We start from the raw sequence: 25,163 nt of genomic DNA on the forward strand, positions 1-25,163 counted from the left end.
TTATCTATGATTTCAATATCTGGACAATCTCTGCAAACCCCAACTCTTCTGCATGCTGCAGAGGTGTTTTCCCTGAACGGTCGGGAATGGTAAGATCTGCTCCGTTATCTTTTAAAATCTTTACGATCTCCTGATATTTCTGCGTTCCGCTTCCGAGAATTACGGCTTCCATCAGCGCTGTCCAACCCAGGCGGTTTATATGATTGACCGGGAAACCTTTGGTCTTTACCAGGACTTTTACCGTCTCTACATGTCCTCTTTCACAGGCAGGAATCAAAGCAGTTCCATTGTACCGGTTGAATATATCGAATCTGGCTCCGTTTTCTAAAAATAACCTGACCAGTTCGGTCTGTCCGCTCGCTCCTGCATACAAAAACGGACTGTCAAGCTGATCATCCTGAAGATTAACATCTGCTTTACAGGAAACGAGCAGCTTTGCCATTTCCGTCTGCCTGTCTATGGTTGCAATTAACAGTAAGGAACGGCCTTTTTTATCTCTAGTATTCACATCAGCCCCATTATCCAATGCTGACTTTACCCCAGCAATGTCATTTTTTTTCACCAGATCTATGATATTTGTTTCCTGCATTATCTCTTGTTTCGAATAACCGGCTGGTTTCTTTTCACAGGCACTCAGACTCCCGAATGCCAGAAGAAATAGTAATACTTTCATTGTGATTCATTATTAAAAAACAATATTTCCCTGATGAACCAACGATTCTACATTTGAAATTCTTGATACCGCTTCTGCCGAACAGCTGGCATTGATCAGTACAAAATCTGCCTTATCTCCTGACTTGGGCCATTGCTGAGTACCTTTATCATCCAATGGAAGGATATTTCCGGTCGCCAGCTTTAAGCTTCTCGACAGATGGAACTCCGTTGAATACCCGTAAAGCTGTGCCATCAGGTTGGCTTTCTGAAGTACACTTCCTGTTCCAAAAGTATTCCAGTGGTCTACAATACTGTCATTACCGGTCAGTACCGTTACATTATGCTTATAAAGTACAGGAATCGGCATAATCATTCTTCCGAAAGGAATCGTTGAAACAATTCCGATCTTTGCTTCAGCTAATTTTTCAGCAATTTCCTCCTGTTTTGCAGCTTCTAATTTGGCCAATATAAAGCAGTGGCTCAAATAGGTTTTTCCTTTCAGAGATGGATTTTCATTCACTTTTTTAATCAGATATTCTACCGTTTTCAATCCGGAATCTGTGGTTTCATGTAAGTGAATATCAATCCCTTTTTTATGATCCAAAGCAAGCTGGACCGTGAAATCCATCACTTTTTCAATATTCCCGTCAACATTAAAAGGGTCTACTCCACCGATAAAATCGATATCCATCTTTGCCGCCTCTTTCAGATAGGGCGCTGAGTCTGTATAAAACACACCATGCTGTGGAAATGCTACGAGCTCTGCTCCAAAGCCTTTCTTTTTATGCTCTAAAGCTTGCTGAAGATTTTTTAAAGACTGAAGCTTTGAAGTTGGTTCAATATTCACATGGCTCCGGGCAAATGAAGTTCCTTTCGACTGCAGGAGTTCAATCATTTTCTCGGCTTTGAATGTTGAATTTTTCAGCATTTCAGGCAGCATTTTCTGTTCCAGCTCTATCATTCCTTTTACTCCGCCTGTTCTTTTCCTTACGGCCTGCCAGTGATCCCCGTAAAAAGTTTTATCGAGGTGAATATGCATATCCTTAAAAGCAGGCAGCATCAGATAACCTTTGGCATCTATCGCTTTGGCATCAGGCTGGTTGGCAGCAATCTTTGTGATCTTTCCGTTTTCAACTTCTATATAAAAAAGACCGGTTTTTGTAGAAGACACTTCCCCTTCTTCATATTCAAACCCGGTTTCAAGGCGGACATTCTTAAGACTCAGCTTTCCTTTTGCTGAGATCTCTTTCGCTTCAAAAAGGGGTGATGCTGTCATGATATTAGGTATTAAAGTTAATCCTGCCATTGCCAATGCTGAATTTCTGATAAAATCCTTCCGGGACAGGGTATTGTCTGAGGTCTTCATTTCCAATCTGTTTATGACAAAATTAAAAAGAACCGGCCTGAACAAAGTGTATGGTTTATTACAAAATCTGTATCATTTATATTTTCTTTTATCCTGTCATCAAAAACCTTATAATATTATATGCTTTTTATTCATAAACACAATATGATTCTTTATTTCTTTTTCTACCGCTTAATCAATATCATAACTCCAATAATTCCGGCTCTGTCCAGTTTTTATTAAATTTTATATTTGTAGAAAAAATATCTATGAAAAAAATAGCAGGCATTATTTCGATATGCACAGCTTCTATTGCATTTGCTCAAATAGGGATCAATACGGAAACACCCAAAGCTACTCTTGATGTTACAGCTAAAAAAGAGGTTTTAACTATTGACGGATTATTGCCACCGAGATTAACACGGGCAGAACTTACAGAAAAAGGAAATACTTTGTATGGAATGGATCAGGACGGTATCATCATCTATATCAATGATGTCTCAGGAGGAAACAAAGAGAGCCAGAGAGAATATATTGATAGCAAGGGACTTTATATCTTCGATGCTGAAGCAGCCAATAAGGAGGGAAGATGGATGTGCCTTTTCTGCTATGGTTTTGCCTAAAGTACCATCATATAAATAAAATAAGAGACTGCCTTTTCAGACAGTCTCTTTATATTTACTTATTGGAATATTCAAATTTTCTTACAGCTTCCAGTGTCATATCAATTTCTTTTTCTCTGATTGCATCACTGATGAAGTAGGTTTCATAACCGCTTGGCGGTAAATACACTCCATTCTGAAGCATCTGATGGAAGAAATTGTTGAATAATGAATGGTTCGCTTCCTGAGCCTCATCAAAGTTGGAAACCCTGTTGGTATGGAAGAAAACAGACATCATTGAACCTTTCCTGTTGATCTTATGGGAAATTCCTTTTTCATTTAAGATTTTTCCGATTTCAAGATCCAGCGTTTGGGTTGTTTTGCTTAATCTGTTGAAGAATTCAGGATCGTTTTTGATCAGCTGAAGCGTTTTTAATCCGGCTCTCATTGCCAAAGGATTTCCGCTTAATGTTCCTGCCTGGTATACTCCGCCTTTCGGTGCCAGGTGGTCCATGATTTCATTTCTTCCTGCAAAAGCTCCTACCGGAAGTCCTCCTCCGATTACTTTTCCGTAAGTTACCAGGTCAGCTTTCACGTTGAAAAGCTCCTGAGCTCCCCCGAATGCCAATCTGAAACCGGTCATTACCTCATCAAAGATCAGCAATGCTCCGTTTTCGTCACAGATCTTTCTTAAATTCTGAAGGAAATCATTTTCAGGCAATACACACCCCATATTTCCGGCAACCGGCTCAATGATCACCGCAGCGATCTCTCCCTGATTGTGACGGAACAGATCTTCCACCTGTCCGAAATCATTATAACGGGCCAGTAATGTATCTTTTGCTGTACCGGCAGTTACTCCTGGAGAATTAGGATTTCCAAATGTAGCAGCACCACTTCCCGCCTTGATCAGGAACGAATCTGAATGCCCATGGTAGCAGCCTTCAAATTTTACGATCTTATCTCTTCCGGTATATCCTCTTGCCAGTCTGATCGCACTCATACAAGCTTCTGTTCCTGAAGAAACCATTCTGATCTGGTCTATATTCGGGACATTTCCGATGATGAATTTTGCAATTTCTGTTTCCAGTTCTGTTGGGGCTCCGAATGAGAATCCTTTTTCGGCCTGTATTTTCAGTTCTTCCAGTACTTCAGGATGGGTATGTCCTAAAATAGCCGGCCCCCATGAATTGATGTAATCAATATAAGTATTTTCATCTGCATCGGTAAGGTAAGCACCTTTTGCCGATTTCATGAAAACAGGAACACCTCCTACAGATTTAAATGCTCTTACCGGAGAGTTGACCCCTCCCGGAATGTATTGGTAGGCTTCATCAAATAAAGCCGAACTTCTTTGGTATTTCATATATATTTAGCTGTTCGTTGACAGTGGCTGTTGGCATTAACTGTCAACTACAGACTCTCAACAAAAAATAAAATTAGTTTCGTGGTTTTTTATCAATCAGATAAATCAGCTGTCCTGCAGATGGCTGCTGTCCTTCATCCATTCTGTTTTTGGCATATAATTTATGCAGCTTGATTCCGAACTTCTGGGCGATATCGTGCATATCTTCACCGGATGCGGCTTTGTAAGTTGCTGTATTTCCTGAAGAGTTTTTAGATTCAAGGAAGACGATATCATTTTTCTTCAGTGTTTCATTTTCAAGTTCATTCCACTTCATCAGGCGGCTTTCGCTCACTTTGAATTTATTGGCAATGAATTTCACATCGGTATCTTCAGGGATGATAATGTATTTCAGCCCGTCATTCGGGTGGCTTTTGATCAGAATGGAATTAAGAATTTCCGCTTTTGTTTTGATTCTTTCCACTCTTTTCTGCTGCTGTGCATAAGAAGTCTGTTTGTAAGGGACTTCTACCGTTACCGGTTCTTTAGCTTTCTTTGTTGCTTTTGAAGGCTCCAGCTGTGCCATGAAAGTTCTGTCGTCTTTCAGATCCGGATACATTTTAAGAACAGCGTACAACACTTCATTAGAATTGGTATTGTCGTATTCGTATAATTTATACTTTTCAATTTTAGTGATCAGAATGGAAGCATAGCGTGGATTGGTTGCATATCCTGCCTTTTTCAACCCATATGCCCATGCCCTGTAATCTTTCATATCGAGTTTGAAAAGATTAGCGTAATATTTTCTGGTAGATAAAAATATGGAATGGTCTTCATAAGACTGTCTTGGATCGTCATACACACGGAAGCATTCATTAGGGGCATCATCCGTATGCTTCATTGTTTTACCTGTCCAGTCTTCTTTACATTTGATACCGAAGTGGTTTTTACCTTCCTGAGCCAGCCTGCTCTGTCCGCCTCCCGTTTCCAGGAGTCCCTGGGCAAGAGTAATAGAAGCCGGAATTTTATATTTTTCCATTTCTTCTACTGCGTATTTAGCAAATCTCTGAATGTACTGATCTTCGGTTGCCCATCCCTGAGCAGAAAATTTTGATAAAACTAAAAGGCTTATGGATAGGAAAAGTCTTTTCATGTTTTTCAATTTTACTTATATAATTAAATTTCTATTCTGTTTTTCTAACAGCAGATTAGCTCCTTCAATTCCCTGCAATCCGCCTGTATGAAAGCACAAAACCCTGCTGTTTTCAGGAAAAAACCCTTCATCAATCATCTCAAACACTTTCTGCATCATTTTTCCTGTATAAACCGGTTCCAGAGGAATATCATATTTCTCTTTGAAATCATTGATAAAACGGATATTTTCATCACTTATTTTACCATAACCTCCAAAACATGAATCTATTAGATCAAAATTCCGTTTCAAAGTTAATTCAAATATTTTATTTTCCAGTGAAGCATCATGAACCGCTTTAAATCCTATAACTTTCTGATTGTCTTCACAAAATTTTGAAATTCCGGCAATGGTACCTCCGGTTCCAACTGCAGTGCAAAGATAGTCAAAATCTTTTGTTTGCTCATTCAGCATCATTTTCACGCCTGCTACCGCCTCTTCATTGGTTCCTCCTTCCGGCACCACTAATGCCTCCGGGAACTCCTGCTGCAGGAATTCAGTCAGTTTTTCTTTATGCCGGTATTCTTCGCGGGTGACAAATTTCAGGTTCATGCCGTTCCGTTTAGCAAAAAGTAAAGTAGGATTATCCCTCCATTTATGCTGCAGTTCTTCTCCTCTTATAATTCCCAAAGTCGGAATACCAGCCCTGCTTCCTACCGCAGAGACTGCTGCGATATGATTGGAAAACGCTCCTCCGAAAGTAATGATATAAGGTTTTTCAGGATCTTTTTCCAGATAATGATTGACATTATAAAAAAGCTTCCAGTATTTGTTGCCAGAAATCTGAGAATGAATAAGGTCTTCTCTTTTGATGAAAACCCTGATATTTTTATGAATCAGGATCTCCTGAATCGGAACAGGTTCTGTGGGGAATTGTAATAGCATTTCAGTTCTTTAAACTATCCATCGGTTATTTTTGCAAAAGTAGTAAAAGATTAGTTATCGTTTCCAGTCCAATGATATTGGCAGATGCAGCAATTCTGTATGGAATATTGACAGGCATTTAACTACAGATTTACACGGATGCGGATGATTGTAAATTATATTATGCAGAATGTTTGTGACATTTGTGTATTTATTTGTGATGCTGCGTTCACATTTTTAGGTTTTGGCTAAAGCCAATGGAATATTTTAATTTCAATTGGCCGGGCTAAAGCCCGCCCCTATTGATGGTGATATTGATGTCCTTATATTTATAAGCAGGATAATTTTGCAAAGGTAGTAAAAGATTAGTTATCGTTTTCAGCCCAATGATATTGGCAGATGCAGCAATTCTGTATGGAATATTCACAGGCATTGAACCACAGATTTACACGGATGCGGATGATTGTAAATTATATTTTGCAGAATGTTTATGAAATTTGTGAAATTGTTTGTGATGCTGCGTTCACATTTTTAGGTTTTGGCTAAAGCCAATGGAATATTTTAATTTCAATTGGCCGGGCTAAAGCCCGTCCCTATTGATAGTGATATTGATGTCCTTATATTTATAAACAGGATAATAGTTCTATAACGACAAAATCTTTCAATCTTTCAATCTTTCAATCTTTCAATTTTTCTACAAATATTTCCTGAAATTCCAGAATTTTCTTTTTTTAAGATAACTCAAATGATGTTCGTTGGCATAGGCCTCTCTTTCAAAGGAGATTCTTTTGTACGCAAGATAGCTGTCTTTAAGTTTGAAAAACCAGTAATAATACTCAATAACGTAGAAAATATAAAAAAAAATGATCAGCATTTCCAGCTGCTGCCGTAAATGGATCTTTTCGTGATTGATAAGTATATTATTTTCCTTATCTTCGGGTTTCCTAATGAAGATAAAGGGAAAGAGAGCTATGCCATTAATTTTTAGTTTTTTCAATGGCTTTTGGCATACAATTATCATAATAACAAATATAAAAAGTTTTTTGACTTGCGTTTAACTTATGGCCCATTATGACATCAAAGAAGGTGAAGACTTTTACTATAATGAACAGGGATACAAGGTTTTTACAGAAAAATTCCATCTGAAAAGAGGATATTGCTGTAAAAGCGGCTGCAGGCACTGTCCTTACGGGTACGATAAAAAGACTGATACATTCATTAAAAATGATAAAAAAAATAAATAAAATGAAGAAATATATTTTTATTTTGTTGGCATCTGCTACATTAGGTCTTACTTCTTGTAGCCCTTTTCAGGTACGTTCAGACTATGCTGAAACCGCCAATTTCAATTCTTATAAGACTTATAAAATAAGAATTGACGATCTTAAACTGAATGATATTGATAAAGACAGAGTTCTGAATGAGCTGTCAAGACAGCTTCAAAGTAAAGGACTTCAATCAGGAGAGAACCCTGATCTTATTATCAACGTAAAAGCAAATCATAAAAAAATTACGGACATACAGAGTTCTTCTCCTTACGGAATGTGGGGATGGGGCGGCCCTTTCGGATGGGGTGTCGGTATGAACAGAACATGGACGAGCAATTATAATGAAGGCGCATTAATCGTTGACCTGATCGATGCAAAAACCAACAAACTGGTTTGGCAGGGTATCGGAAGCGGAATTTCTGTAGATTCTCCAAGATCTAAGCAAAGACAGATTCCTGAAATCATGGCTGAGATCATGAAAAACTATCCGCCACAGAGAAAGTAAATTGAGGACTATTATAGACAAATTAAACTTAGTAATTTGCCGGCAAATCTTTTTAAATAACACCAATGCAACAAGGGAAACAAATAGATTTTTGGGAATTGCTTCCCCATAAAGGTCTGGGCCCCATCCGATTTTCGATGGATAAATCGGAGGTACAGTGTTACTATAAGGAATTCGGCACTATGATCCTTCAAAAAGACGAAAGCATTGAACAGAAAAAGAAAGATCTTGAAGATACATTTAAACAATTCAGTGAATTTTTCAGTGAAGAAGATTTAAAAATCGCAATGCAAGGACTCGAAGACGTGGGTGGAGAATTGGGTGATGTCGTGACCGAATACACAAGCTCAGGAATATCGTTACAGTACAAAGCGGATCGACTGACTGAGATTTTTGCGGATGACAGAGCAAAGCAATTACATTTTCAAGGTATACCAATCTTTTCAGATGATCCAACCAAACTACTCAACTCTATGCGTAAGGTTTTTGAGGAAGATCCTGTTATAAAAGATAAAGAGCTTATTTTCCGGAACAACAACATTTATTTGTTCAATTTTATAAAAGAAGATTCTACCGGCAATTGCGTGGCCGGAGATCAACAGAATAGGACGATCATGTGGAGAGACTCACCACGGCCTCTTTCTGTTGATTTAGCAGAATACCGGCATGTAAAACTGCCAACCTGATATTTTCGCTAGCTGTATGGTACTTCATGCAATCGCATTTTTTAGTTTCCGCACTCTACCTTTCCATTTGAATTGAAATATAGAAAAATTATATTGGCCGGCACAGTTTTTTGTGCCGGCTTTTTGTTTGCTGTTTATCGGTGAGGCTGTGTGGAATATTTATGTTGTCTGCTGTGATCCTTGTGAAGCCGTTTGTGCTTAGATAGTCAATCTACATTATTTATAAAACAGAATGTTCTACATTCAAAATTAATGATAATGTAATTTTTTATTCGTAAAAATGTAGTAATCTTGCTGAAACTTGTATTGATATGAAAAAAATCATCTTATTCTCTGTATTTGCGGGACTTGCCCATGCCCAGGCTCCTGCAGGATACTACAATTCTGCCAACGGATTAAGTGGTGCAGCACTCAAAACGGCATTAAGCGGCATTATTACCAGCGGACACCAGGACAAAGGCTATAACGGACTGTGGACTGCCTATAAAACTACGGATATTGATAAAGATTACGAAAACGACGGATCTATTCTTGATATGTATTCTGAAAAACCCGCTGGTGCCGATCCTTATAAATATACCCCCGGAAGCAACCAGTGCGGAACTTATTCTACGGAAGGCAACTGCTACAACAGGGAGCATGTGATCCCTCAAAGCTTATTTAGTGAAGCTTCTCCAATGGTTTCTGATATTCATTTCATCAGAGCCACTGACGGTAAGGTGAATGGAATGAGAAGTAACTATCCTTTCGGGAAGGTAAGCAGCGCAACATTTACCTCCAAAAACGGTTCTAAACTCGGATCTTCTGCGTCTTCCGGATATTCAGGAACGGTTTTTGAGCCGATCGATGAGTTTAAAGGGGATGTGGCCCGTATGATCTTCTATTTTGTGACCCGTTATCAGAGTAAGCTTTCTTCATTCACTTCAGGAAATATGCTGGGAAGTTCTGCTTTCCCGGGATTACAGACCTGGGAGCTGAATGTTCTTCTGGCCTGGCACAACCAGGATCCGGTTTCTCAGGCTGAGATCAGAAGGAATAATGCGTCTTATACGTATCAGGGGAACAGGAATCCGTTTATTGATAATCCCAACTATGTCAATCTTATCTGGGGTTCCCAGCAGCCTTCAGCTGATACCCAGGCTCCGACAACGGCTACCGGCTTAAATATTTCAGGAAAAACATCCAGCAGCATTACTCTTGCCTGGAATGCTTCTACGGATAATGTAGGCGTAACGGGCTATAATGTTTATGTAAACGGAAGCCTTAAAGCAACAGTAAGCTCAACCTCAACAACAATTTCAGGGCTCAGTCCTTCCACTAGCTACAGTTTTTATGTAACAGCTAAAGATGCTGCCGGAAATTCTTCACCGAACAGCTCAACTGTTTCAGGTACTACCAATGCAGGAGGTACAACAACTCCATCAACAGGGTGTACGAATGAAAATTTTGAAGCGATCCCTGCAACCAGTGCTTCCTATACAACAAGAACCTGGAGCAACGGCGGTATCTCATGGACAGCAACGGATGCAAGGACCGATCAGACGATCAATAACAAAGCCATTACAGTAAGAAACGGTTCTTTAACGTCAGGAAGCTCTTCCAATGGTATCGGTTCTTTAACAGTTACGACTCAAATGAAGTTTTCAGGGAGCAACGGAACTTTTGATGTGAAAGTGAACGGAACTACAGTGGGAACAGTTCCATACAGTACATCAGCAACTACCACAACGATCAGCAATATCAATGTTTCAGGAAATGTAACAGTAAGTCTGGTAAACAATTCAACAAGCAACAGAGTGGCTATTGATGACCTTTCGTGGACATGCTATTCAGGATCTTCGGCAAGACAGGCTCAAAGCATTGCTCCGGAAACAACGAAGAGTTTTCAAATTTCACCAAACCCGGTTACGAATCAGGAAATCTTTGTAAAAGGTGATCTTCAGAGTGTAAGAAAAGCTGAAATCTATACGCTTCAGGGTAAGGTTTTACAAACGGTGGATCAGCCATTCAGAAATGGTAATTCTATCAAAACCGGAAATCTTGGCCAGGGAATTTATATTCTGAAACTGGATCATGCCACGATGCAGTTTTTGGTAAAATAATGCTTATTTTTTGATATAAAAAGCTGGCATCCTGTTTTGGAAGCCAGCTTTTTTTAATTCTTTTCTGAAGGTGCTGCTTTTCTTTTGAATACCCATCAACAAACTTGTAGGATGAAGCTCATCAATAAAGAAAGTGTATTTTCCCTACTACCTACTACCTACTACCTACTACCTACTACCTATTACCTATTACCTATTACCTATTACCTATTACCTATTTACTTCCCTCCTTTTCCTTAATAATCTTTGACCAATCGGTAAACATTTTGGTAATTGTATTGGCATTGATCAAGCTGAAAATAAACATCCCGACCATTACGGTAAGCCAGCAACAGGCTAATTTTATTCCGTTCTTATCTGTAATAAAATAAAGTACAAATATGGTAAGGGTACCCAGTACAAAAGTAAACAGTAAGGTATACATCAATACATGAATGATATACATATTGAACTTAAGCTTCCTGAATATCCACCCGATGACAGCTGCAGGAATAAACAACAGCAACGGAAGGAACATAGCCCCGAATATCGCCATTTCAGGATGCTCCGTGATTTCTCTTTCGAGCCCGAAAAAGGTATTAAAACTGAACTCCGTCATAGTGTTTTTCAGCGCTTGTTATTTCCAGTAAAGTTTTGTCTTTATAGCCCAGCATTTTGGCCAGTATAACATTCGGGAATTCATGAATTCCGATATTATAAAGATTGACACTGTCGTTAAAAAATTCTCTTCTGTCTGCAATTTTGTTTTCCAGCTCGGAGATTCTTTTCTGCAGCTCCAGAAAGTTGTTGCTTGATTTCAGCTCAGGGTAATTCTCGGAAACGGCAAAAAATGATGATAAGGCCTTCGAAGTTTCGTTAGCAAGCTCAGTCCTTTTATCGGCATCGGCTGTCTGGTTATATGAAGTCCTGAGTTCCGTAAGACGGGCAAGCAGGTTTTCTTCATAGTTCATAAAATGTTTCGCCACGTTGACCAGATTAGGAATTTCATCTGCACGCTGCTTCAAAACAACATCAATATTGCCATAGGCTTTATCGACATTAAACTTAAGCATGACCAGCTTGTTATATAAATTGATCAAAAAACTTATAATCACTACTCCTAAAAGGATGAGTAATATGATGGCAACAGTCTGATTCATTATTGTATGAGTATATAAATGATAATTAAAAGGATTATTGAACAGGTAACCATGAAAGACCTCAGCAGCGGCTGATATTTATTCCATACGGTGATTCCTGATGATGAAGTCACACCAAGTACTTTATAATGGTCATCTTTTCTGATGAATGGCACGCCGTTTTTAGCATCTGCGTATCCTACCAGCAGCATTTTTTGTCCGTCTTTCAGCAGGGTTTCTGTGTATCTTTTGTTATTGCTGCTGCTTATATTGGTTTCTCCAAGCAAAACAAGCTCTATGTCCTCCGGTTCAATGTCAATGGTTCCCGTTTCGTCTTTTATGGTGAAAGGATTGCATCGGGTTTCCCTATGAATGGTTCTGTAAGAGAGTTTCCCGTCAGAATCCCTGTCAATATCTTCAATGGTATAATAATATCCGATGCATATTTCATGATCAACCGGTGAAGATAAAGGCTCTTTCATGATCAGGGTTCCTTCAACTTCTACAATTCCTTTTGCCAGCGATTTTATTTTAGATGTCGGAAGTGACGCCTGCAGCCTTAAAAATCTCTTAGCAGAAGTTGGTCTCATCAACGTAAGAAAAATGAAGACAAAAAAGATCAAAGGAAGAATGATGATTGCTTTTTCTGCATATGCATCATAATTATTTGAAATTTCATAGAGGTAAGCATGCAGCGGCATTTTTTCTTTAAAAATAGTCCACAGTATAAAATAAAGAAAACAAAACACAATCGCTCCCAGAATCCCATAGGCTATATATGATTTTTTTCTGTTACTCTCCATGTATTGCTATTATTTTCCCTGAATGTTAAGTTTTGGTTGTGAATTCAAAAATACATTATTATTAATGAATGCTGTCTGAATTATTGTTTAAGATAAATAAGAATTACACCCATTATATTAATCAACACCATGATACCTGTAATGTATGAAGATAATGTCAGTCTTCTTTTGAAGGTCAACTTTGTACTGTAGGTAGCCAGCAGGCTTGCAAAAAAAGTTGTGGCTCCGGTAAAAACGCCTCCGAAAATCAGGAAAATCCAATCCAGTTCTATAGAATTAGCACTGTCTTTGGATCCTCCATCGGTTATTTTCAGTTGCTGTCCGATTGCCAAAGGCTGATTGCCTGTAATGTCTACGGTTTTGATCACTTCCTTTCCTTCCGAATCTGTGTATTTCACTTCCGGAAAATAAACGACTTTAGTATCGTAAGTAGAATTCCTGAAGTTCTGATTTTTTACAGTTTCTTTTTTATACCCCACCACTACAGCTTCGTATTTATTTTCGTTAACCGCCCTGTATGCTTTTTCCCAAAAGAATGTATAGGACAGGACAGCTGTCAGCGAATTGAGACCAACAGTCAAAAGACAGATAAAAAACAGGACAGCACTTTTTTCCAGAAGACCGGCATCTCCTTTTACATCATTTCTCTGTTTTGAAATTTTTTCAAAAATCCTGTATGCTATATATAATGAGAACAGGGCTACAGCTAAAACGAAGTATCCGAAAACCGTCATATGTTTAAGATATAATCCGGGACGCTATATGATTTCAAATTCATTTTTTCCGGCAGGAATATAAAAAGTGATGTCCAGCATCAGCTCTTCTCTGGTTTTAGGATCTACGAGATATAATGCAGCATCCCCGTTGAGTCTTTTCAGAACAGCGGTTCTGTTGTCTGCATGCAGGAACATTACGGCATCCTGGGGAACAGGCTGTATTTCCATCCCGGAACTGAACTCCTGAAGCAGTTCTTTAAACCTTCCCTCCGATTCTCCTTTTGAAAGGTACATCGATGCTGCCATGTTTTCTTCTCTCCGGGAGATCATCTTTTGATACTCATCATATCTTTTATTCTGAATGACCCTGATGATCTTTTCATACGCGGATTCCAGCTTTTCCCTGCAGTTTTTAAGGTCTTTAAGACTGATACCGTCCTGCCATGCCTTAAGCTGATAAGGAACTTCGGCTTTAAAGGTACTGTCGTATCTTATGACAGGTAATTTTTTATTTTCAACGGGTTTTGACTGGTAGTCTCCAAACTGGCTGTCAAATACAAAATTGCCGGTAACATCGAAAAGCTTGATATTGAATTTCAATCCGGCCTGCTTATCAATTTCGGTTTGTCCGGCGACAGGCAGGATGCTGGCTGTAATCTTCTGCTCACCGCTTTCCAGAATGGCATAGTTGATGGGGATCATGGTAGAAATCTGGTTCGGGATATTCATATGGATGACCGGATAATCATTGATCCTGATCTCCAGCATACATGCTGATGCACTGAAATCGATTACATAATAAGGCTGCTGCATAGGAATCTTTGTCTTTCTAAAAATATTTTTAATTGGTTTAAGGGATTTTATTGAGGTCAGGGTATCCTGAACCCTGCAACAGGTTTACCCATTCACGGTTTTTAAAAACAAACATATTGCATCTGTATTCTTCCGGCTTGTTTTCTATTTTTGTTTCACAATAGTAATACACCAGATCTCTGACTTTCCAGATGGCTACTTCCTGTATGAATTTATTTTGAGTCGGGATGATAGTATTGTCTTTCACTTCGGAATCAAAGCTTTCATGAACAGTTGTAAAAACCGGTTTCTGAAGGGTTTTCTTCAGGTTTTCAAGAAGGGCTTTTGCTTGCGGTTCAGAATAGATATTGAGCTGGTACATTCCCAGTTCTTCATTTTTTTCGTTAGCAATCGGCCCAAACTCTTTCTCTACTTTTCCGTAGTGGAAAATAGCCTTATTGGTATTGTAGTCATTTTTTCCTTCCAGGCTGGTCCCATCATACTTCAGTAGTTTTCCTGAAGCAAAAGCAAGCCTTTCATTTCCCATCAAAGTTATATCATCCGCCTGTACAGTATCTTTCACTGCCCATCCTCCGGATTGTAAGATATCATTGATGTTTTCTCCCATGCCGAGTGATGCCAGGTCTGAAATTGCGGCCGCAGATTTGGTTTCTGCTACAGTGGGAGAATCATTCTTTTTTTCCTTCGGGCTGCATGATGCCATTCCCACGCAGATTGCCGGTATCAGGATGTATTTTAACTGTTTCATATTGTTTATTGTTCATGACTGGTTATAAAACTTTGTAAAACGGTTTCACGGTCTTTCATATTCCCGTAACGGATGCCGCTTTTCACAAAATACAGATTGGTTTCAAATCCTTTTGTTTCTTTCTGACCTGTGATCACCTTATTTCTGATCTGTTCCAGTAAGATATCAAAGCCGTCCCTGGTATTTTTCCAGTAATATCCTGAGTAGGGCCATGCGTCCGTAGCCACGGATATCACTGTGGGCTCGCCGTATTTTTTCTTCAGACCTGCCATAAGATCATCACTCTCCTGAAAGTTTTTTGTAGTGATGTAATATCCCTGAAGTATGTTATCATTCTGATTATTGACCAGAAATCCGATCTCACTTTTAAGGTATTTTTTTTCTTTTGGATAGTCTACCAGAAAATTAATTCCACCGTATTGATACTGATCTACTTTAAATGTGCTGTAATACGGATATCCGGTAGTCTGTTCCAGGTCAGTCTGCTTTGTCGTATTTTTAACGATCAGGTCATTTGCCGAACCTGTTTTCAGGGCAGACAGATCTGTTCTGGACTGAACGCTGCAGAAATTAAACAGCATCAATGCATTGATCATTATTACTTTCTTCATATTATCCTTTTTGAATGAATGGAATCTGGGCAGATAATCCTGTAAGCTTTTCCAGTTTTTTAATGACGTCAAACTCAGGAATAATCTCATAGGTTTTATCAAAATCCACCAGATCTATTTTTCTGTCGGTTTCCAGAAAACCTTTTTTAATGTATAAGCCCACGCTCGCTTTTACGAGTACAGTGGCTATCAGCCCTTCGAATTTTACTTCGGGTCTGTAATATAAGGTTTTCTGAGTACTGCTCTTCTGTTCATAAACCAAGCGATGGCCAAAAGTAGCTGTAGCTTTTCCTGTAGCTTTCAATTTTCCTTCGGCGTAGGCTTCGGCAATGATGATCACAAATTTCGCTTTTACCTCTATTCCTGCATCCAATTCCACACCAATCTGTGTATCCAGCTTTCCGCTTGCTCCTCCCGCATCGGAATTGGTATTGAAATTCAGCTTGGTTTCTCCCGAAATGGTTCCGAAAAGTTTCAGATCGATATACATATTCAGGGTTACAGGGTGATCGTCGTCAGCCAGCCATGCTCTTACTTCATTCAGGATCCGTTTGGCCGCAATATTGGCAGTTCCTCCGCTCACTACGCCTACTCCGGCCTGGATCAGCATATCAAGAAGATCGATGGTCAATTCAAGCCCGATGATAGGCTCTGCCTTAAAGTACAGTTCCAGTGAGGTACCGATGGTCTGTAGAGGTTTTCTGTTCTTCTGCCCTCTTTCCAGCTGCCATTCTGCTCCCATACAGAAGTTGGGAGGTTTCATTTCTATGGTCAGAGGCATTTTGCTGGTAAAGCTGCGCTTTCTGATCTTTCCTTTTGTCTGGTCTGTAACTCCGGTAGAAAATTCTTTCAGTGAGCTGAATACTTTATACATCCATTTTATCTTATCCTCAAATTTTAGGGTAGCATCAAAATGGCCGTTATATTTGTCTTCTGCGGTTCTGTCCCAGTTGGCTTCCAAGGTAACGCCGAAGTCTACGGCTGTATACTGTTTGCTTTTTTCGTTTCCTATTTTTCCTGCTTTACTCTGCATTTCTTTATGCTTTGCCGGCGGCAGGTTCTGCCATTTGACACTAAGCTCATTGCTCAGGTTCATGGAGAAATGGAAATCCCACTTGATATCGGGATATGCTTTTACTAAAACGGTAACCCTGTTTGTATTACTATAAAACCTGCAGCTATGAGCATGCAGATGAATTTTGTTCGGTGTGGTGGCTTCCGGCCAGATGTACTGCAGAGGAAGGGCGGAAAATCTTGACAGGTCAGAATATATTCCGTAATTAAATGTAGGCGGGGCAAATGTTCTTTCTTTATCTCCCGCATCAATGGCCTGTCCTACATCCAGCAGCCTGATTTCCCTGGTATGCAGATTTTTATTTCTGAAGCAGGCTTTGGTATCATAGTCTGTAACGTCAATGGTAATATTTCTTCTGGTAGAAACGGTAGGAGCTATCGTTTCATAAATAATGGTATTGGCATCGTGAGGAAAATACTCAAAATAAATATCTACCCTACGATTATTTTTATATTCTTTTTCGTCTTTGAATTTAATGTTGTCTTTCCCGTTCTTATCATCTGTAGGATTGACTTCCCCTTTTCCCAGAGATCTGATTCTTTTTACATCCAGCCCTCCGTCTGTAAAGAATTTCTTTACAATATCAGATCTTTTCTGGGATAAAGACTGATTGTATTCCATTTTACCGATCACGCAGGCATAGCCGTCTACCGTAATCGTAGAATGCTGATGTTCCAACAGGAACCGAAGGATATTATTAAGCTTTTTCTCGCCATCTCCTTCTATGATCGCAGAATTGAATTCATAAAAGATCGTTGCATGAATCGTTTCTTTTCCGGCGATATTTTTCACCCCTTTTCCATTATCAAAAACCATGACAGGGGTTTTCACCTCACCATTTTTATCAAAGGTGATATCAGTGATCCTGATGGTTTCAAATTTACAGGGCTCGTATCGTTCCAGGTTTTTATCCGGCATATATACTTTGGTGGGAACCACATTCTGCGGCGGTTTGGGAGCTTTGGCCACCAATTCATTTTTCATTCTCAGGAAACGCCCGTGAATATCGTCATTATTATCGTCAACAATGTATTTTCCGGTTCTGGGATCTTTTACTTTGACGTATAATTCCTCAACATTTTTGATGTTTTTGATGGTGCCTTTCCATTGGGATGTATTCTGAACGACAACATTGATCTCGCCATCATTCACTTCTACATTCGTCCAGCTTCTCATCAGAGGATCATCGCTTGTCCCCCCTCCCATTCTGATTCTCCTGTATATTTCTACAATAAGGTCTTTTCTTCCGTTCAGGCCTTCTGTTCCCAAATAAAGATGGATGATATGTCCGTAGCTGAAATAAAATGTCTGTCTGACATCTTTGCCTCCTTCTGTGGTACTCCATCTGGAATCTACGATCTTCGGAGGGCAGTATCCGAGAATATTAACTCCCACTTTATTGACGGTATCCGGTTTTCCGCTTAAGCTGGCCTCAATGTAATAGGCAACAATTCCGCATTCTTTTTTGGTGAATTTGTATTCATATACAAAGCCTGCAGGTCTTCTGAGCTGTTCTATGATTCCTTTTCTGCCGGCTTTCTGGCGGATCCAGACGATTTCTTTTTTCTTATCGGCATCAGGGGTACCCGGAAACCATTCCGAAACGCTGAAACGTATAGGCTTACCCGGTTCTACAGATATATATTCACCGTTATTGTATATGATCCTGGCATTGTCTGCTCTTGGAACGATACCAATTTTTTTAATTCCTTTATTCGCCATACCCTAATTTATTGAAGTGTCTCCGGCTGTGTCATCATTATTTTTTTCTTCTTTACGCATTTCTTCAGCATCCACCAGCGGATTGATCTGCTGCTGTACGTCTTTATCCGCATTTTTAAAGTTCTGTGAACCCGCTTCTGCTCTCTGCCCGTGATCAATGATCTCAATGCACGGTGTACCTGCAACTGCACAAACGGCTTTGCTGTCTTCTACAATAATAAACCCACCGTTGCTGAGCTGTACCTTATCATAAAAGTTCTGCCATTCTGTAACCATAATTTTACAGGGCGGCGGCGGGCCTCCCATTTTGGTACAGTTTCCGAAGGTATTCTTTTCAAATGTAGCCCCTCCGATTTCTTTCGTGGTAACGATCAGCTTTTTGGAAGCGGCTTTATCATTGGCGTATTCTTTCTGGTGGGTGAGCACTTTCAGCTTGTCCGGAGCCTGTCCGAACTGGCATCTGCACATCGCTCCCTGTACTACAACATGTTTTTCTGCCATGGTTAAAATTCTTTATTGGAAATAACAGTCCTTGTAAGGTACTCGTTGCCGGATTCCTACACACAGGCCAAAGTTTATGATCAAAAGGAGAATGGAAAGTCTCCTGCTTAATTTTATTTTCATTTTGTTTTGTTTTTTTAAAGGGCAGCCACCACTACCGATATTTTCTTTTCTTCTTCCAGCTTTATACTGCATTCCAGATATACGGATTCAGGAAATGCTGTCTGGCCGTTCAGATAATACCTCATCCTGAATTCACCTTCCCTGTTAATCACCGGGTTATCACTGATCAGCATTGAAAAGGGAGCACCGCTTATAAAATCATAAGAAGATCTTTCGTCACTCAGGGTTCCGGTTCCATCAATACGGATCAGGCCATGCTCATCTTTCAGCGGATCGATCTCCAGCTTTATTTCGTATTGGGGTTCAACAGGATTTTCCACGACCGGAAAGCTTTCTGTACCTGTAATCTGAAAATCCGGACCAAAAGTCTGATAGATCCCCCAGAATAAAGTTCTGATGAAGTAATCGCTTTTAAGATAAAAACTGATCGTTTCAGGCGCTTCTATAACTTCCTCTATTTTCCGGCAGTATCTGTCTACGGTTTCACCATCAAATTCTTTATAGACTTCTTCTTTTACCGCAGTCCATCTTTTTTTAAAAATATCAATATTTTCTACGGCATTAAACTTCCCTTTCTGATCTACGCTGATCTGCAAAGGATATAAAACCTGTGAAGTCCGGTAAGCCAGCATATCAGCAATTTCATTGACCTCTTCTTCGTTCAGATACAGCTTTGAGGTTCTGTCTATTTCAAAATAATGAAGGTTGTTTTCACTTTTCAGCCAGCGGACGGAAGTTTCATATTTAAGCTCATTTTTATGATCTCCTTTTTCAATACTGATGATCACACCATATCCTGAAGACATTTTTCCGGGATTGAAAGCCAGTTTGTTTCCATGCCCGAATTTCACCAGCTTATTCTGATCTTCAACCGCATTCCTTGGAATGAAAATTTCTTTCTGCCCTGTCAGCTCTATAAGAATCATATCTTTTACGCTGCAGAGGTTATTATGAAATAATTTTAAAGCATCAGGCTCCAGTCCGTAAAGGGCTGCAACGGTCTTCAGGGTTTCATTTTTCTGAACGGCATGTTTATTATAAGGCGTCATTTACTGGCCAAAAGTTTTTGCAATGATACTTTTGAAAGGAAGATTCTGATCTCCCTGCTTTAATGAAACGCTCAGAGACTGGTCATTGCTTACATTAATGATCAGTTGTGCAGGTTCTGCCGGCTTCAGCTGATGAAAGTTTTTAAATACTTCTTCCTGTCTGAAATCTGCAGGCCTTGCTTCTCTGGCTGAAGCTTTGGTTGCTTTATAAATTGCATTGTAATAATTCATATTTTCCCCAAAAACAATTCTGGAATTGTATTGTTTACCGTTAAGAGACCAGAAGAATTCGATATTGTAAGGCACTGCTCTTTTCTTATTTCCTTGATCAGCCTTGTATAATGTTTCTGTTTCAGCATTGATCGTTTTCACTGAAATATTTTCCAGCTTACCTCCTGATGGAAGGCTGACAAGCACATTCCAGTTGAAACGGTCATCATAGGTCTTCCAAAGGTCTAAAGGAAGGGTTTTGGTAAGGATTTCATTTTTAACTTTCGGGGTGTATACATCATTGTTCAGTCCGTATTCTACTTTTTCCTTACGGTCTGAGTCTTCAAAAACAGATTTCCAGTCCGGGAAGGCTTCTTTGGCCGTGAATGTGGCCAGCACTTTCTGGGCGTCTTCGCCTTTCATCCACAGAACAACCATTCCGCCCAGCGTAAAGCCTACTTCGATGCGGTTATATTTATGAAAAATACCGTCTTTGCTCTCTTCATTTTTCTTATTGGCGTATTCCGGATCATCAGATTTTTCGTTAAGATATTCTCTGATCTTCTCAACAGGCAGACTGAATTCTCCTTCATAGAATTTATCTTCCGCATAAGAATAATACCCTACTTTCATGGTAGCAGGAAGCTTTTTATCTTTCTGTTCATTTTTCACATAGGTAACGCCTCCGTTCCCCCACGGACCTCTCTGAAAGCCCATTCCATCAATCTGGATCATTTCGTTATCCTCAGAATAAAATACCTGGCGGTACGTATCTATAGGATAGCTCTCATCGCATCCCGAACCGGTTTCGTACATGTACGTATCGTTCATAACATTAGCTTTTTGACAATTATACAGCAAACTGCTCAGTGTTGCAGATAATAGAAATATTTGTATTATTTTTTTCATGAATCAGCCGTTTATGATTTCTCTTCTTCCGTCTTTTCTTGGGCCATGCCCCATTTTCCCTGTAGCAGACCAATGTACATAATAATTGATGAGTTTTTTTTCATTCTCAAAATCGAGGTACTTTTTGTAGGAAACTTTATTTCTTTCAAATGCACTCATATTTTTGGTTTCATCAATATATTTCTGCAGCCTGCTTTTCACATAGCTTAACAGGTGGGTTCCGTTCTGACCTGCCTTTTGTGGAATCTGAAATTTGAATTCCAGGGAAGAAGTATTGAATTCTGATTTTTTCTCTTTGGCCATCTGGCACATAAAATGTAAGGGAATATAGCTATATCTTTTGTCAATATACCTTTCTCCCTGCAAATAAATATGATTGACATATTTGTTGGAATGCGGACCTGTCTTGATCTGCCCTTTTATATACCACCCCTGATCAATGAAGACTTGTTTCTTAGCTTCAGCAATGCGGTTGTACTCCACAGGATCATTGATAACCCTTGCCGGAGTTACGGAAGGACTGTGGTCCTGTTTAAAGACTTCACTCTCATAACATCCTCCGACATCGGCATGGGCACCGGGAATAATAAATTCTTTTCCTTTTTCCCCAGCGCTGGTAATATCGGTAAGACTGAAGTTCGTCCTCCATTCATGCCCTGCCCCGAACTGCACAACATTTTTTACAGAACTGTTCTTGATAGCATCCAGCCCAAGATCTTCCACATCGTCGCCGAAGTCTGCACCATATGAAGACACGGTATCATACAGTCCTACGAATCGTATCTGAAATTTATTGATCTGAATGTTGTAATATTCCAGCCTCTGTCCCAGTACTCCTCTTGCCGGGTTTTTTCCGTTTCTAGACTTTGTTACTTCATGCACAAAATGACGGGCAGCGGCTGCTCCCCTGCTGAAACCAAAGACATCCAGAATAAGATTGACAGTTTTTTTCCTGGTGGCAAAACTTTTAATTTTATCCGCTACAAGCCTGCAGCCTATTTTCACTTTGGCCGGAACTCCGGTGCTTCCGGTTCCTGTAATATATCCCTGGGTATCGTCTGTTCTCGATCCGTTTTCTGTTCCTATACCTTCTACATAGATGGAGTTCTGGCTGTTGTTATCATAGAAATGGTACATTCTGGCCACATTGGAAAAGTCGTTCTCATAGCTATCGGCATCAATCTGAATAACAGGGTAAGCATCCGCAGCTTCTTTATCATAAGGCTGCTTCGCTTTTTTCTTCTGATATTCTTTTCGCAGGTAGCTATTCCTTTCGTTATTCAGGGTACCGTCAAAAAAAACGCCTATGACCACTTCCTGTATCCCATCATCTTCTTCTTCGGCAGGTGTATAATTTCCAAAAACTATATTTGACATAGATTTTAAGAGCTCTTATTATGTTATTTGCTTTTACTTCCCTGTGATACGATTTTCTTCACGCTTGCCAGGATCAGGTTTTCGCTTTTTGCCTCCACATTAATCTTTTGGGCAATTTTCTCGACCTTTTTTCCTACGTTGAGATGGTAAGTATTATGAACGGTGATCTTTATATTGGTTGCTGTTTTTCTTATTGCCATATCAGAAAAGTTTTGATTTTTCCGCACTGTTGAACTCCACAATCTTACCGCTCTGCATCGTCATATTTTCAAGTTCGCTGAACATGGAAATTTCTCCCGCAATCTCATTGGAGGTCTCAGATTGTCTTCTGAATTCTTTCTGCACCATTTCTGTACGGGTATCCGAAGCTTCCCTGATATCTCCGGAAGCGGTCTGTACAATATCATGTCCTGCCGTAGAGATGATATCGTCATTGGCTGTGCTTGTTATACTGTTTCCGGCGCCGATTGAAATTTCTTTTCCTGCATTGATTGTGATGTTATCCCCTGCATTCAACGTAAAATTTTTGGGAGCAGTCATGTTGATATTCCCTTTCCCATCCATAAAATAAGTATTTCCGCTGGGGTCAAGAATTTTTACGCTTCCTTCCTGATCATTCATTAAAATCCTGATTCCGCTTCTGGTTTGTATCGACTTCAGGTGATTGTTGATACCACCTCCTAAAGCTACTTTCCCGTGGAACATTCCTCCCATAACGAAAGGCCTGTCCGGATGGCTGTGTACAAAATTAACCATTACCTGATCTCCCACTTCAGGAATCGCCACATAACCTCTGTTTTGGGTAATCCGATCTGTTCCCCCGGCATCAGGACTCATCATCCGGATGAAATGAGTGGTATCATTAGTCTGCCAGTCGAATCTTACCTGTACTCTACCCTGTCCTTCCGGATCTGTATTGGAAATCACCGTTGCTGTCTGTGGCTCTGCCTTTGGAACGGTAAATTCAGGCTTCGGTAAAAATCCTGTATCTGCTGCAATTCCTGTAAAGCTTCCGTTATAATGTCCTATAGCATCAATCTCATGTTCTGCTTCTGTAATCATGATCCTTGTGAAATAGGAAGTTTCATTGGAATCCGGTTTACGCATCTGCATATCTGCTACACAACCGGGATGCAGGAAAGGAACAGTAGTATTTCCTGACACGGTAAATACATTCACCGCCTCACTTCCTGAGGCACTTCTCTGTGCATATTCTACGTCGAGATGCGTGCTTGCCTTGATCGGAGCAATTTGTAAGGCAGGTGTTTTATAAATGGAATCATTGTGACTGTACGCTGTTTTGGCCAGGTCACCTACATGCTTTACCGGTGTTGCTCCTGACGTAAGCTTTTCATCTTTATTACTGTTGTAGCCATAGAACTGGGGTCTGGTATGCACTGCTTTCAGTTCAACTTTAATGTCCTGGGCACTGCTTCCATACGTAAGAATGATAGGTTTATTCTGAGGCGGAAGTTTTCCGAAATGTAAGACTTCACCATCATAGTAGAACTGCTCACCATAGGCTTCAGCCATTCTTGCCAGGTAATTATAATGGGTTTCATCATACTGGCTGCTGTAAATGATCTGAGAAAAATTATTGGCTTCTACCCTGATGTCAAAACGGCTTTTATCAATTCCCTGTCTGATCACCTCTTCTGCGATGATCCCCATATTCACGGGCTGGCTTCCTCCAAAGCTTTGAATATGCGGCGCTCCGTCAAGAAGAATAGTAGGGCTATGCCCCGTGAGTACAATGTTTCCGAGGCTCATCTGCTCCTGGCTGAATCCTACTCCGGTGATCACTCCTACGAAAGTTCTTTCAGGGCTGTTGTCTATATCTTTATATGAGATGACTGCTGTAAGGCGTTTCCCAAGGAATTTATTGGCATCTTCCAGGGAATGGGTCTGTCTGTTGCCCAAAGTATCATGAGCCAGGGTCAAAGTAAATTTGTGATGGCGTCTGGTGCTTTGTGTAAGCTTAAAGTGTTTATAGTATTTGATAATCTTCCCTTCTATGACCAGGGAAAGTTTTACCAGGCGGTTGATTCCTGTATGATGATTTTCGGATACGCCATCTGCGTTCTGGGTAGGACGGAAAGATGATGCTCCTAATTTTTCAGGATTATTTAACATATTTTGTGTTGACAGTTTAAGTTTTTAAAAATTCTTCAATCGAAACGGAAAATTCTTAAAACAATCAAAATTTTCTTGTAATCTGGTTTTATAATGGGTAAAAAAAGACCGTCTTATAAGGACAGTCTTTTTATATTGTAGTTCAGAAGACTTAGCTTAAAGGCCAAAGTCCTTCATAGAATGAGTTTCCGTACGTAATGCTTTCTGCGCTTACTACAAAACTGATCAGCATATTATTGCTGTCTATAGCATCAAAATCTACTTCATGCTGGATCACATATCCGTTCTCCCATTTCAAAGTAATCAGTGTTCCTTCTTCGTGAGATTTATTGAACGTAATTTCTCCGGTTGTCGGCTTATATTTACTGTTAAGCAAACTTTCCAGAACATCAGATTTTTCTGTTGCTTCGATCGTTACTTTAACCAATGCATTTGACGGATCAGATGCTACACGTCCTGAAACATCTGTAGCTCTTGATACACTGTAGTTAAGTTTTAATAATTTCTGACCTTCTCCTCCATTGAATTTTAAGATTCCTCTTGAATTTCCTGCCATTTTTCTTACATTTTAATCTTTAATGATTGTTTCCGTATATACGATTATGAAACAAAGATAGACTACATGTTCTAATTTTAAAAGTTTTTGGACAAGAGTTTCAGAAATTGTCGTAGTTCTACGACAAATCCGGGAT

The 25,163-nt window shown here is 39.7% G+C and carries 27 protein-coding genes; 5 read left to right on the plus strand and 22 right to left on the minus strand.

The window, feature by feature from the left end; translation table 11 throughout:
* Positions 1 to 4: 4 nt before the first annotated feature.
* Positions 5 to 673: an ankyrin repeat domain-containing protein gene (locus BBI00_RS11055; RefSeq protein ID WP_065398821.1), complete on the minus strand. Its 669-nt coding sequence runs from the start codon at positions 671 to 673 to the stop codon at positions 5 to 7.
* A gap of 12 nt (positions 674 to 685) precedes the next feature.
* Positions 686 to 2,020, minus strand: coding sequence for an amidohydrolase (locus BBI00_RS11060; protein ID WP_065399711.1), 1,335 nt, complete (start codon positions 2,018 to 2,020; stop codon positions 686 to 688).
* A gap of 248 nt (positions 2,021 to 2,268) precedes the next feature.
* On the opposite strand from BBI00_RS11060, the gene BBI00_RS11065 reads away from it, so the two are divergent.
* On the plus strand, positions 2,269 to 2,622 hold the full coding sequence (locus BBI00_RS11065) for a hypothetical protein (protein ID WP_065398822.1): 354 nt from the start codon (positions 2,269 to 2,271) through the stop codon (positions 2,620 to 2,622).
* A gap of 55 nt (positions 2,623 to 2,677) precedes the next feature.
* On the opposite strand, the gene hemL is transcribed toward BBI00_RS11065, so the two are convergent.
* From hemL to BBI00_RS23575, 5 genes are all read right to left on the minus strand, one after another.
* Entirely contained in the window at positions 2,678 to 3,967 is a 1,290-nt protein-coding gene (gene hemL, locus BBI00_RS11070; RefSeq protein WP_065398823.1) for a glutamate-1-semialdehyde 2,1-aminomutase, read from the minus strand.
* A gap of 73 nt (positions 3,968 to 4,040) precedes the next feature.
* Positions 4,041 to 5,099: a glucosaminidase domain-containing protein gene (locus BBI00_RS11075; RefSeq protein ID WP_065398824.1), complete on the minus strand. Its 1,059-nt coding sequence runs from the start codon at positions 5,097 to 5,099 to the stop codon at positions 4,041 to 4,043.
* 15 nt (positions 5,100 to 5,114) lie between these two features.
* Positions 5,115 to 6,023, minus strand: coding sequence for a 1-aminocyclopropane-1-carboxylate deaminase/D-cysteine desulfhydrase (locus BBI00_RS11080; protein ID WP_065398825.1), 909 nt, complete (start codon positions 6,021 to 6,023; stop codon positions 5,115 to 5,117).
* 265 nt (positions 6,024 to 6,288) lie between these two features.
* Positions 6,289 to 6,435, minus strand: a complete 147-nt coding sequence (locus BBI00_RS23315; RefSeq protein WP_165602515.1) for a hypothetical protein — start codon at positions 6,433 to 6,435, stop codon at positions 6,289 to 6,291.
* A 261-nt stretch (positions 6,436 to 6,696) separates the two neighbouring features.
* Positions 6,697 to 7,023, minus strand: a complete 327-nt coding sequence (locus BBI00_RS23575; protein ID WP_065398826.1) for a hypothetical protein — start codon at positions 7,021 to 7,023, stop codon at positions 6,697 to 6,699.
* Positions 7,024 to 7,063: 40 nt separating this feature from the next.
* On the opposite strand from BBI00_RS23575, the gene BBI00_RS11090 reads away from it, so the two are divergent.
* From BBI00_RS11090 to BBI00_RS11105, 4 genes are all read left to right on the plus strand, one after another.
* Complete coding sequence (locus BBI00_RS11090; protein ID WP_007842321.1) at positions 7,064 to 7,246, plus strand: DUF5522 domain-containing protein; 183 nt, start codon at positions 7,064 to 7,066, stop codon at positions 7,244 to 7,246.
* Position 7,247: 1 nt separating this feature from the next.
* The gene (locus tag BBI00_RS11095; RefSeq protein WP_065399712.1) at positions 7,248 to 7,775 is read left to right on the plus strand and encodes a DUF4136 domain-containing protein; all 528 of its coding nucleotides are present in this window, start codon (positions 7,248 to 7,250) and stop codon (positions 7,773 to 7,775) included.
* 65 nt (positions 7,776 to 7,840) lie between these two features.
* Positions 7,841 to 8,461, plus strand: a complete 621-nt coding sequence (locus tag BBI00_RS11100) for a hypothetical protein (RefSeq protein WP_065398827.1) — start codon at positions 7,841 to 7,843, stop codon at positions 8,459 to 8,461.
* A gap of 311 nt (positions 8,462 to 8,772) precedes the next feature.
* Positions 8,773 to 10,563: an endonuclease gene (locus BBI00_RS11105; RefSeq protein WP_065398828.1), complete on the plus strand. Its 1,791-nt coding sequence runs from the start codon at positions 8,773 to 8,775 to the stop codon at positions 10,561 to 10,563.
* A gap of 214 nt (positions 10,564 to 10,777) precedes the next feature.
* On the opposite strand, the gene BBI00_RS11110 is transcribed toward BBI00_RS11105, so the two are convergent.
* The 15 genes from BBI00_RS11110 to tssD form a co-directional block, all read right to left on the minus strand.
* Entirely contained in the window at positions 10,778 to 11,161 is a 384-nt protein-coding gene (locus BBI00_RS11110; protein ID WP_065398829.1) for a hypothetical protein, read from the minus strand.
* Entirely contained in the window at positions 11,142 to 11,702 is a 561-nt protein-coding gene (locus BBI00_RS11115) for a LemA family protein (RefSeq protein ID WP_065398830.1), read from the minus strand. The genes BBI00_RS11110 and BBI00_RS11115 overlap by 20 nt, the downstream gene beginning before the upstream one ends.
* The gene (locus BBI00_RS11120) at positions 11,702 to 12,484 is read right to left on the minus strand and encodes a hypothetical protein (RefSeq protein ID WP_065398831.1); all 783 of its coding nucleotides are present in this window, start codon (positions 12,482 to 12,484) and stop codon (positions 11,702 to 11,704) included. Before BBI00_RS11120 ends, BBI00_RS11115 begins: the two co-directional genes overlap by 1 nt.
* Before the next feature lie 80 nt (positions 12,485 to 12,564).
* Positions 12,565 to 13,218 (minus strand): hypothetical protein, encoded by a 654-nt coding sequence (locus tag BBI00_RS11125; RefSeq protein WP_065398832.1) that lies wholly within the window; start codon positions 13,216 to 13,218, stop codon positions 12,565 to 12,567.
* Between the two features lie 24 nt (positions 13,219 to 13,242).
* On the minus strand, positions 13,243 to 14,013 hold the full coding sequence (locus tag BBI00_RS11130) for a hypothetical protein (RefSeq protein WP_065398833.1): 771 nt from the start codon (positions 14,011 to 14,013) through the stop codon (positions 13,243 to 13,245).
* 37 nt (positions 14,014 to 14,050) lie between these two features.
* A complete protein-coding gene (locus BBI00_RS11135) occupies positions 14,051 to 14,761 on the minus strand; it encodes a hypothetical protein (protein WP_065398834.1) in 711 nt (236 codons plus the stop codon).
* Positions 14,762 to 14,766: 5 nt separating this feature from the next.
* Entirely contained in the window at positions 14,767 to 15,372 is a 606-nt protein-coding gene (locus BBI00_RS11140; RefSeq protein ID WP_065398835.1) for a hypothetical protein, read from the minus strand.
* Between the two features lies 1 nt (position 15,373).
* Positions 15,374 to 18,169 (minus strand): OmpA family protein, encoded by a 2,796-nt coding sequence (locus BBI00_RS11145; RefSeq protein ID WP_065398836.1) that lies wholly within the window; start codon positions 18,167 to 18,169, stop codon positions 15,374 to 15,376.
* Positions 18,170 to 18,172: 3 nt separating this feature from the next.
* Positions 18,173 to 18,670, minus strand: a complete 498-nt coding sequence (locus BBI00_RS11150) for a DUF4280 domain-containing protein (protein WP_065398837.1) — start codon at positions 18,668 to 18,670, stop codon at positions 18,173 to 18,175.
* A gap of 137 nt (positions 18,671 to 18,807) precedes the next feature.
* Positions 18,808 to 19,842, minus strand: coding sequence for a hypothetical protein (locus tag BBI00_RS11155; protein WP_065398838.1), 1,035 nt, complete (start codon positions 19,840 to 19,842; stop codon positions 18,808 to 18,810).
* Positions 19,843 to 20,883, minus strand: a complete 1,041-nt coding sequence (locus tag BBI00_RS11160) for a DUF2931 family protein (RefSeq protein ID WP_065398839.1) — start codon at positions 20,881 to 20,883, stop codon at positions 19,843 to 19,845. It lies immediately after the preceding gene.
* Between the two features lie 81 nt (positions 20,884 to 20,964).
* A complete protein-coding gene (locus BBI00_RS11165) occupies positions 20,965 to 22,338 on the minus strand; it encodes a phospholipase effector Tle1 domain-containing protein (RefSeq protein ID WP_065398840.1) in 1,374 nt (457 codons plus the stop codon).
* 23 nt (positions 22,339 to 22,361) lie between these two features.
* On the minus strand, positions 22,362 to 22,538 hold the full coding sequence (locus BBI00_RS23320; RefSeq protein ID WP_165602516.1) for a hypothetical protein: 177 nt from the start codon (positions 22,536 to 22,538) through the stop codon (positions 22,362 to 22,364).
* A gap of 1 nt (position 22,539) precedes the next feature.
* Positions 22,540 to 24,471: a type VI secretion system Vgr family protein gene (locus BBI00_RS11170; RefSeq protein WP_065398841.1), complete on the minus strand. Its 1,932-nt coding sequence runs from the start codon at positions 24,469 to 24,471 to the stop codon at positions 22,540 to 22,542.
* Between the two features lie 151 nt (positions 24,472 to 24,622).
* Entirely contained in the window at positions 24,623 to 25,027 is a 405-nt protein-coding gene (tssD, locus tag BBI00_RS11175) for a type VI secretion system tube protein TssD (protein ID WP_065398842.1), read from the minus strand.
* Between the last annotated feature and the right edge of the window lie 136 nt (positions 25,028 to 25,163).

The organism is Chryseobacterium arthrosphaerae (assembly GCF_001684965.1).
In the GTDB taxonomy this organism is placed as follows: domain Bacteria; phylum Bacteroidota; class Bacteroidia; order Flavobacteriales; family Weeksellaceae; genus Chryseobacterium; species Chryseobacterium arthrosphaerae.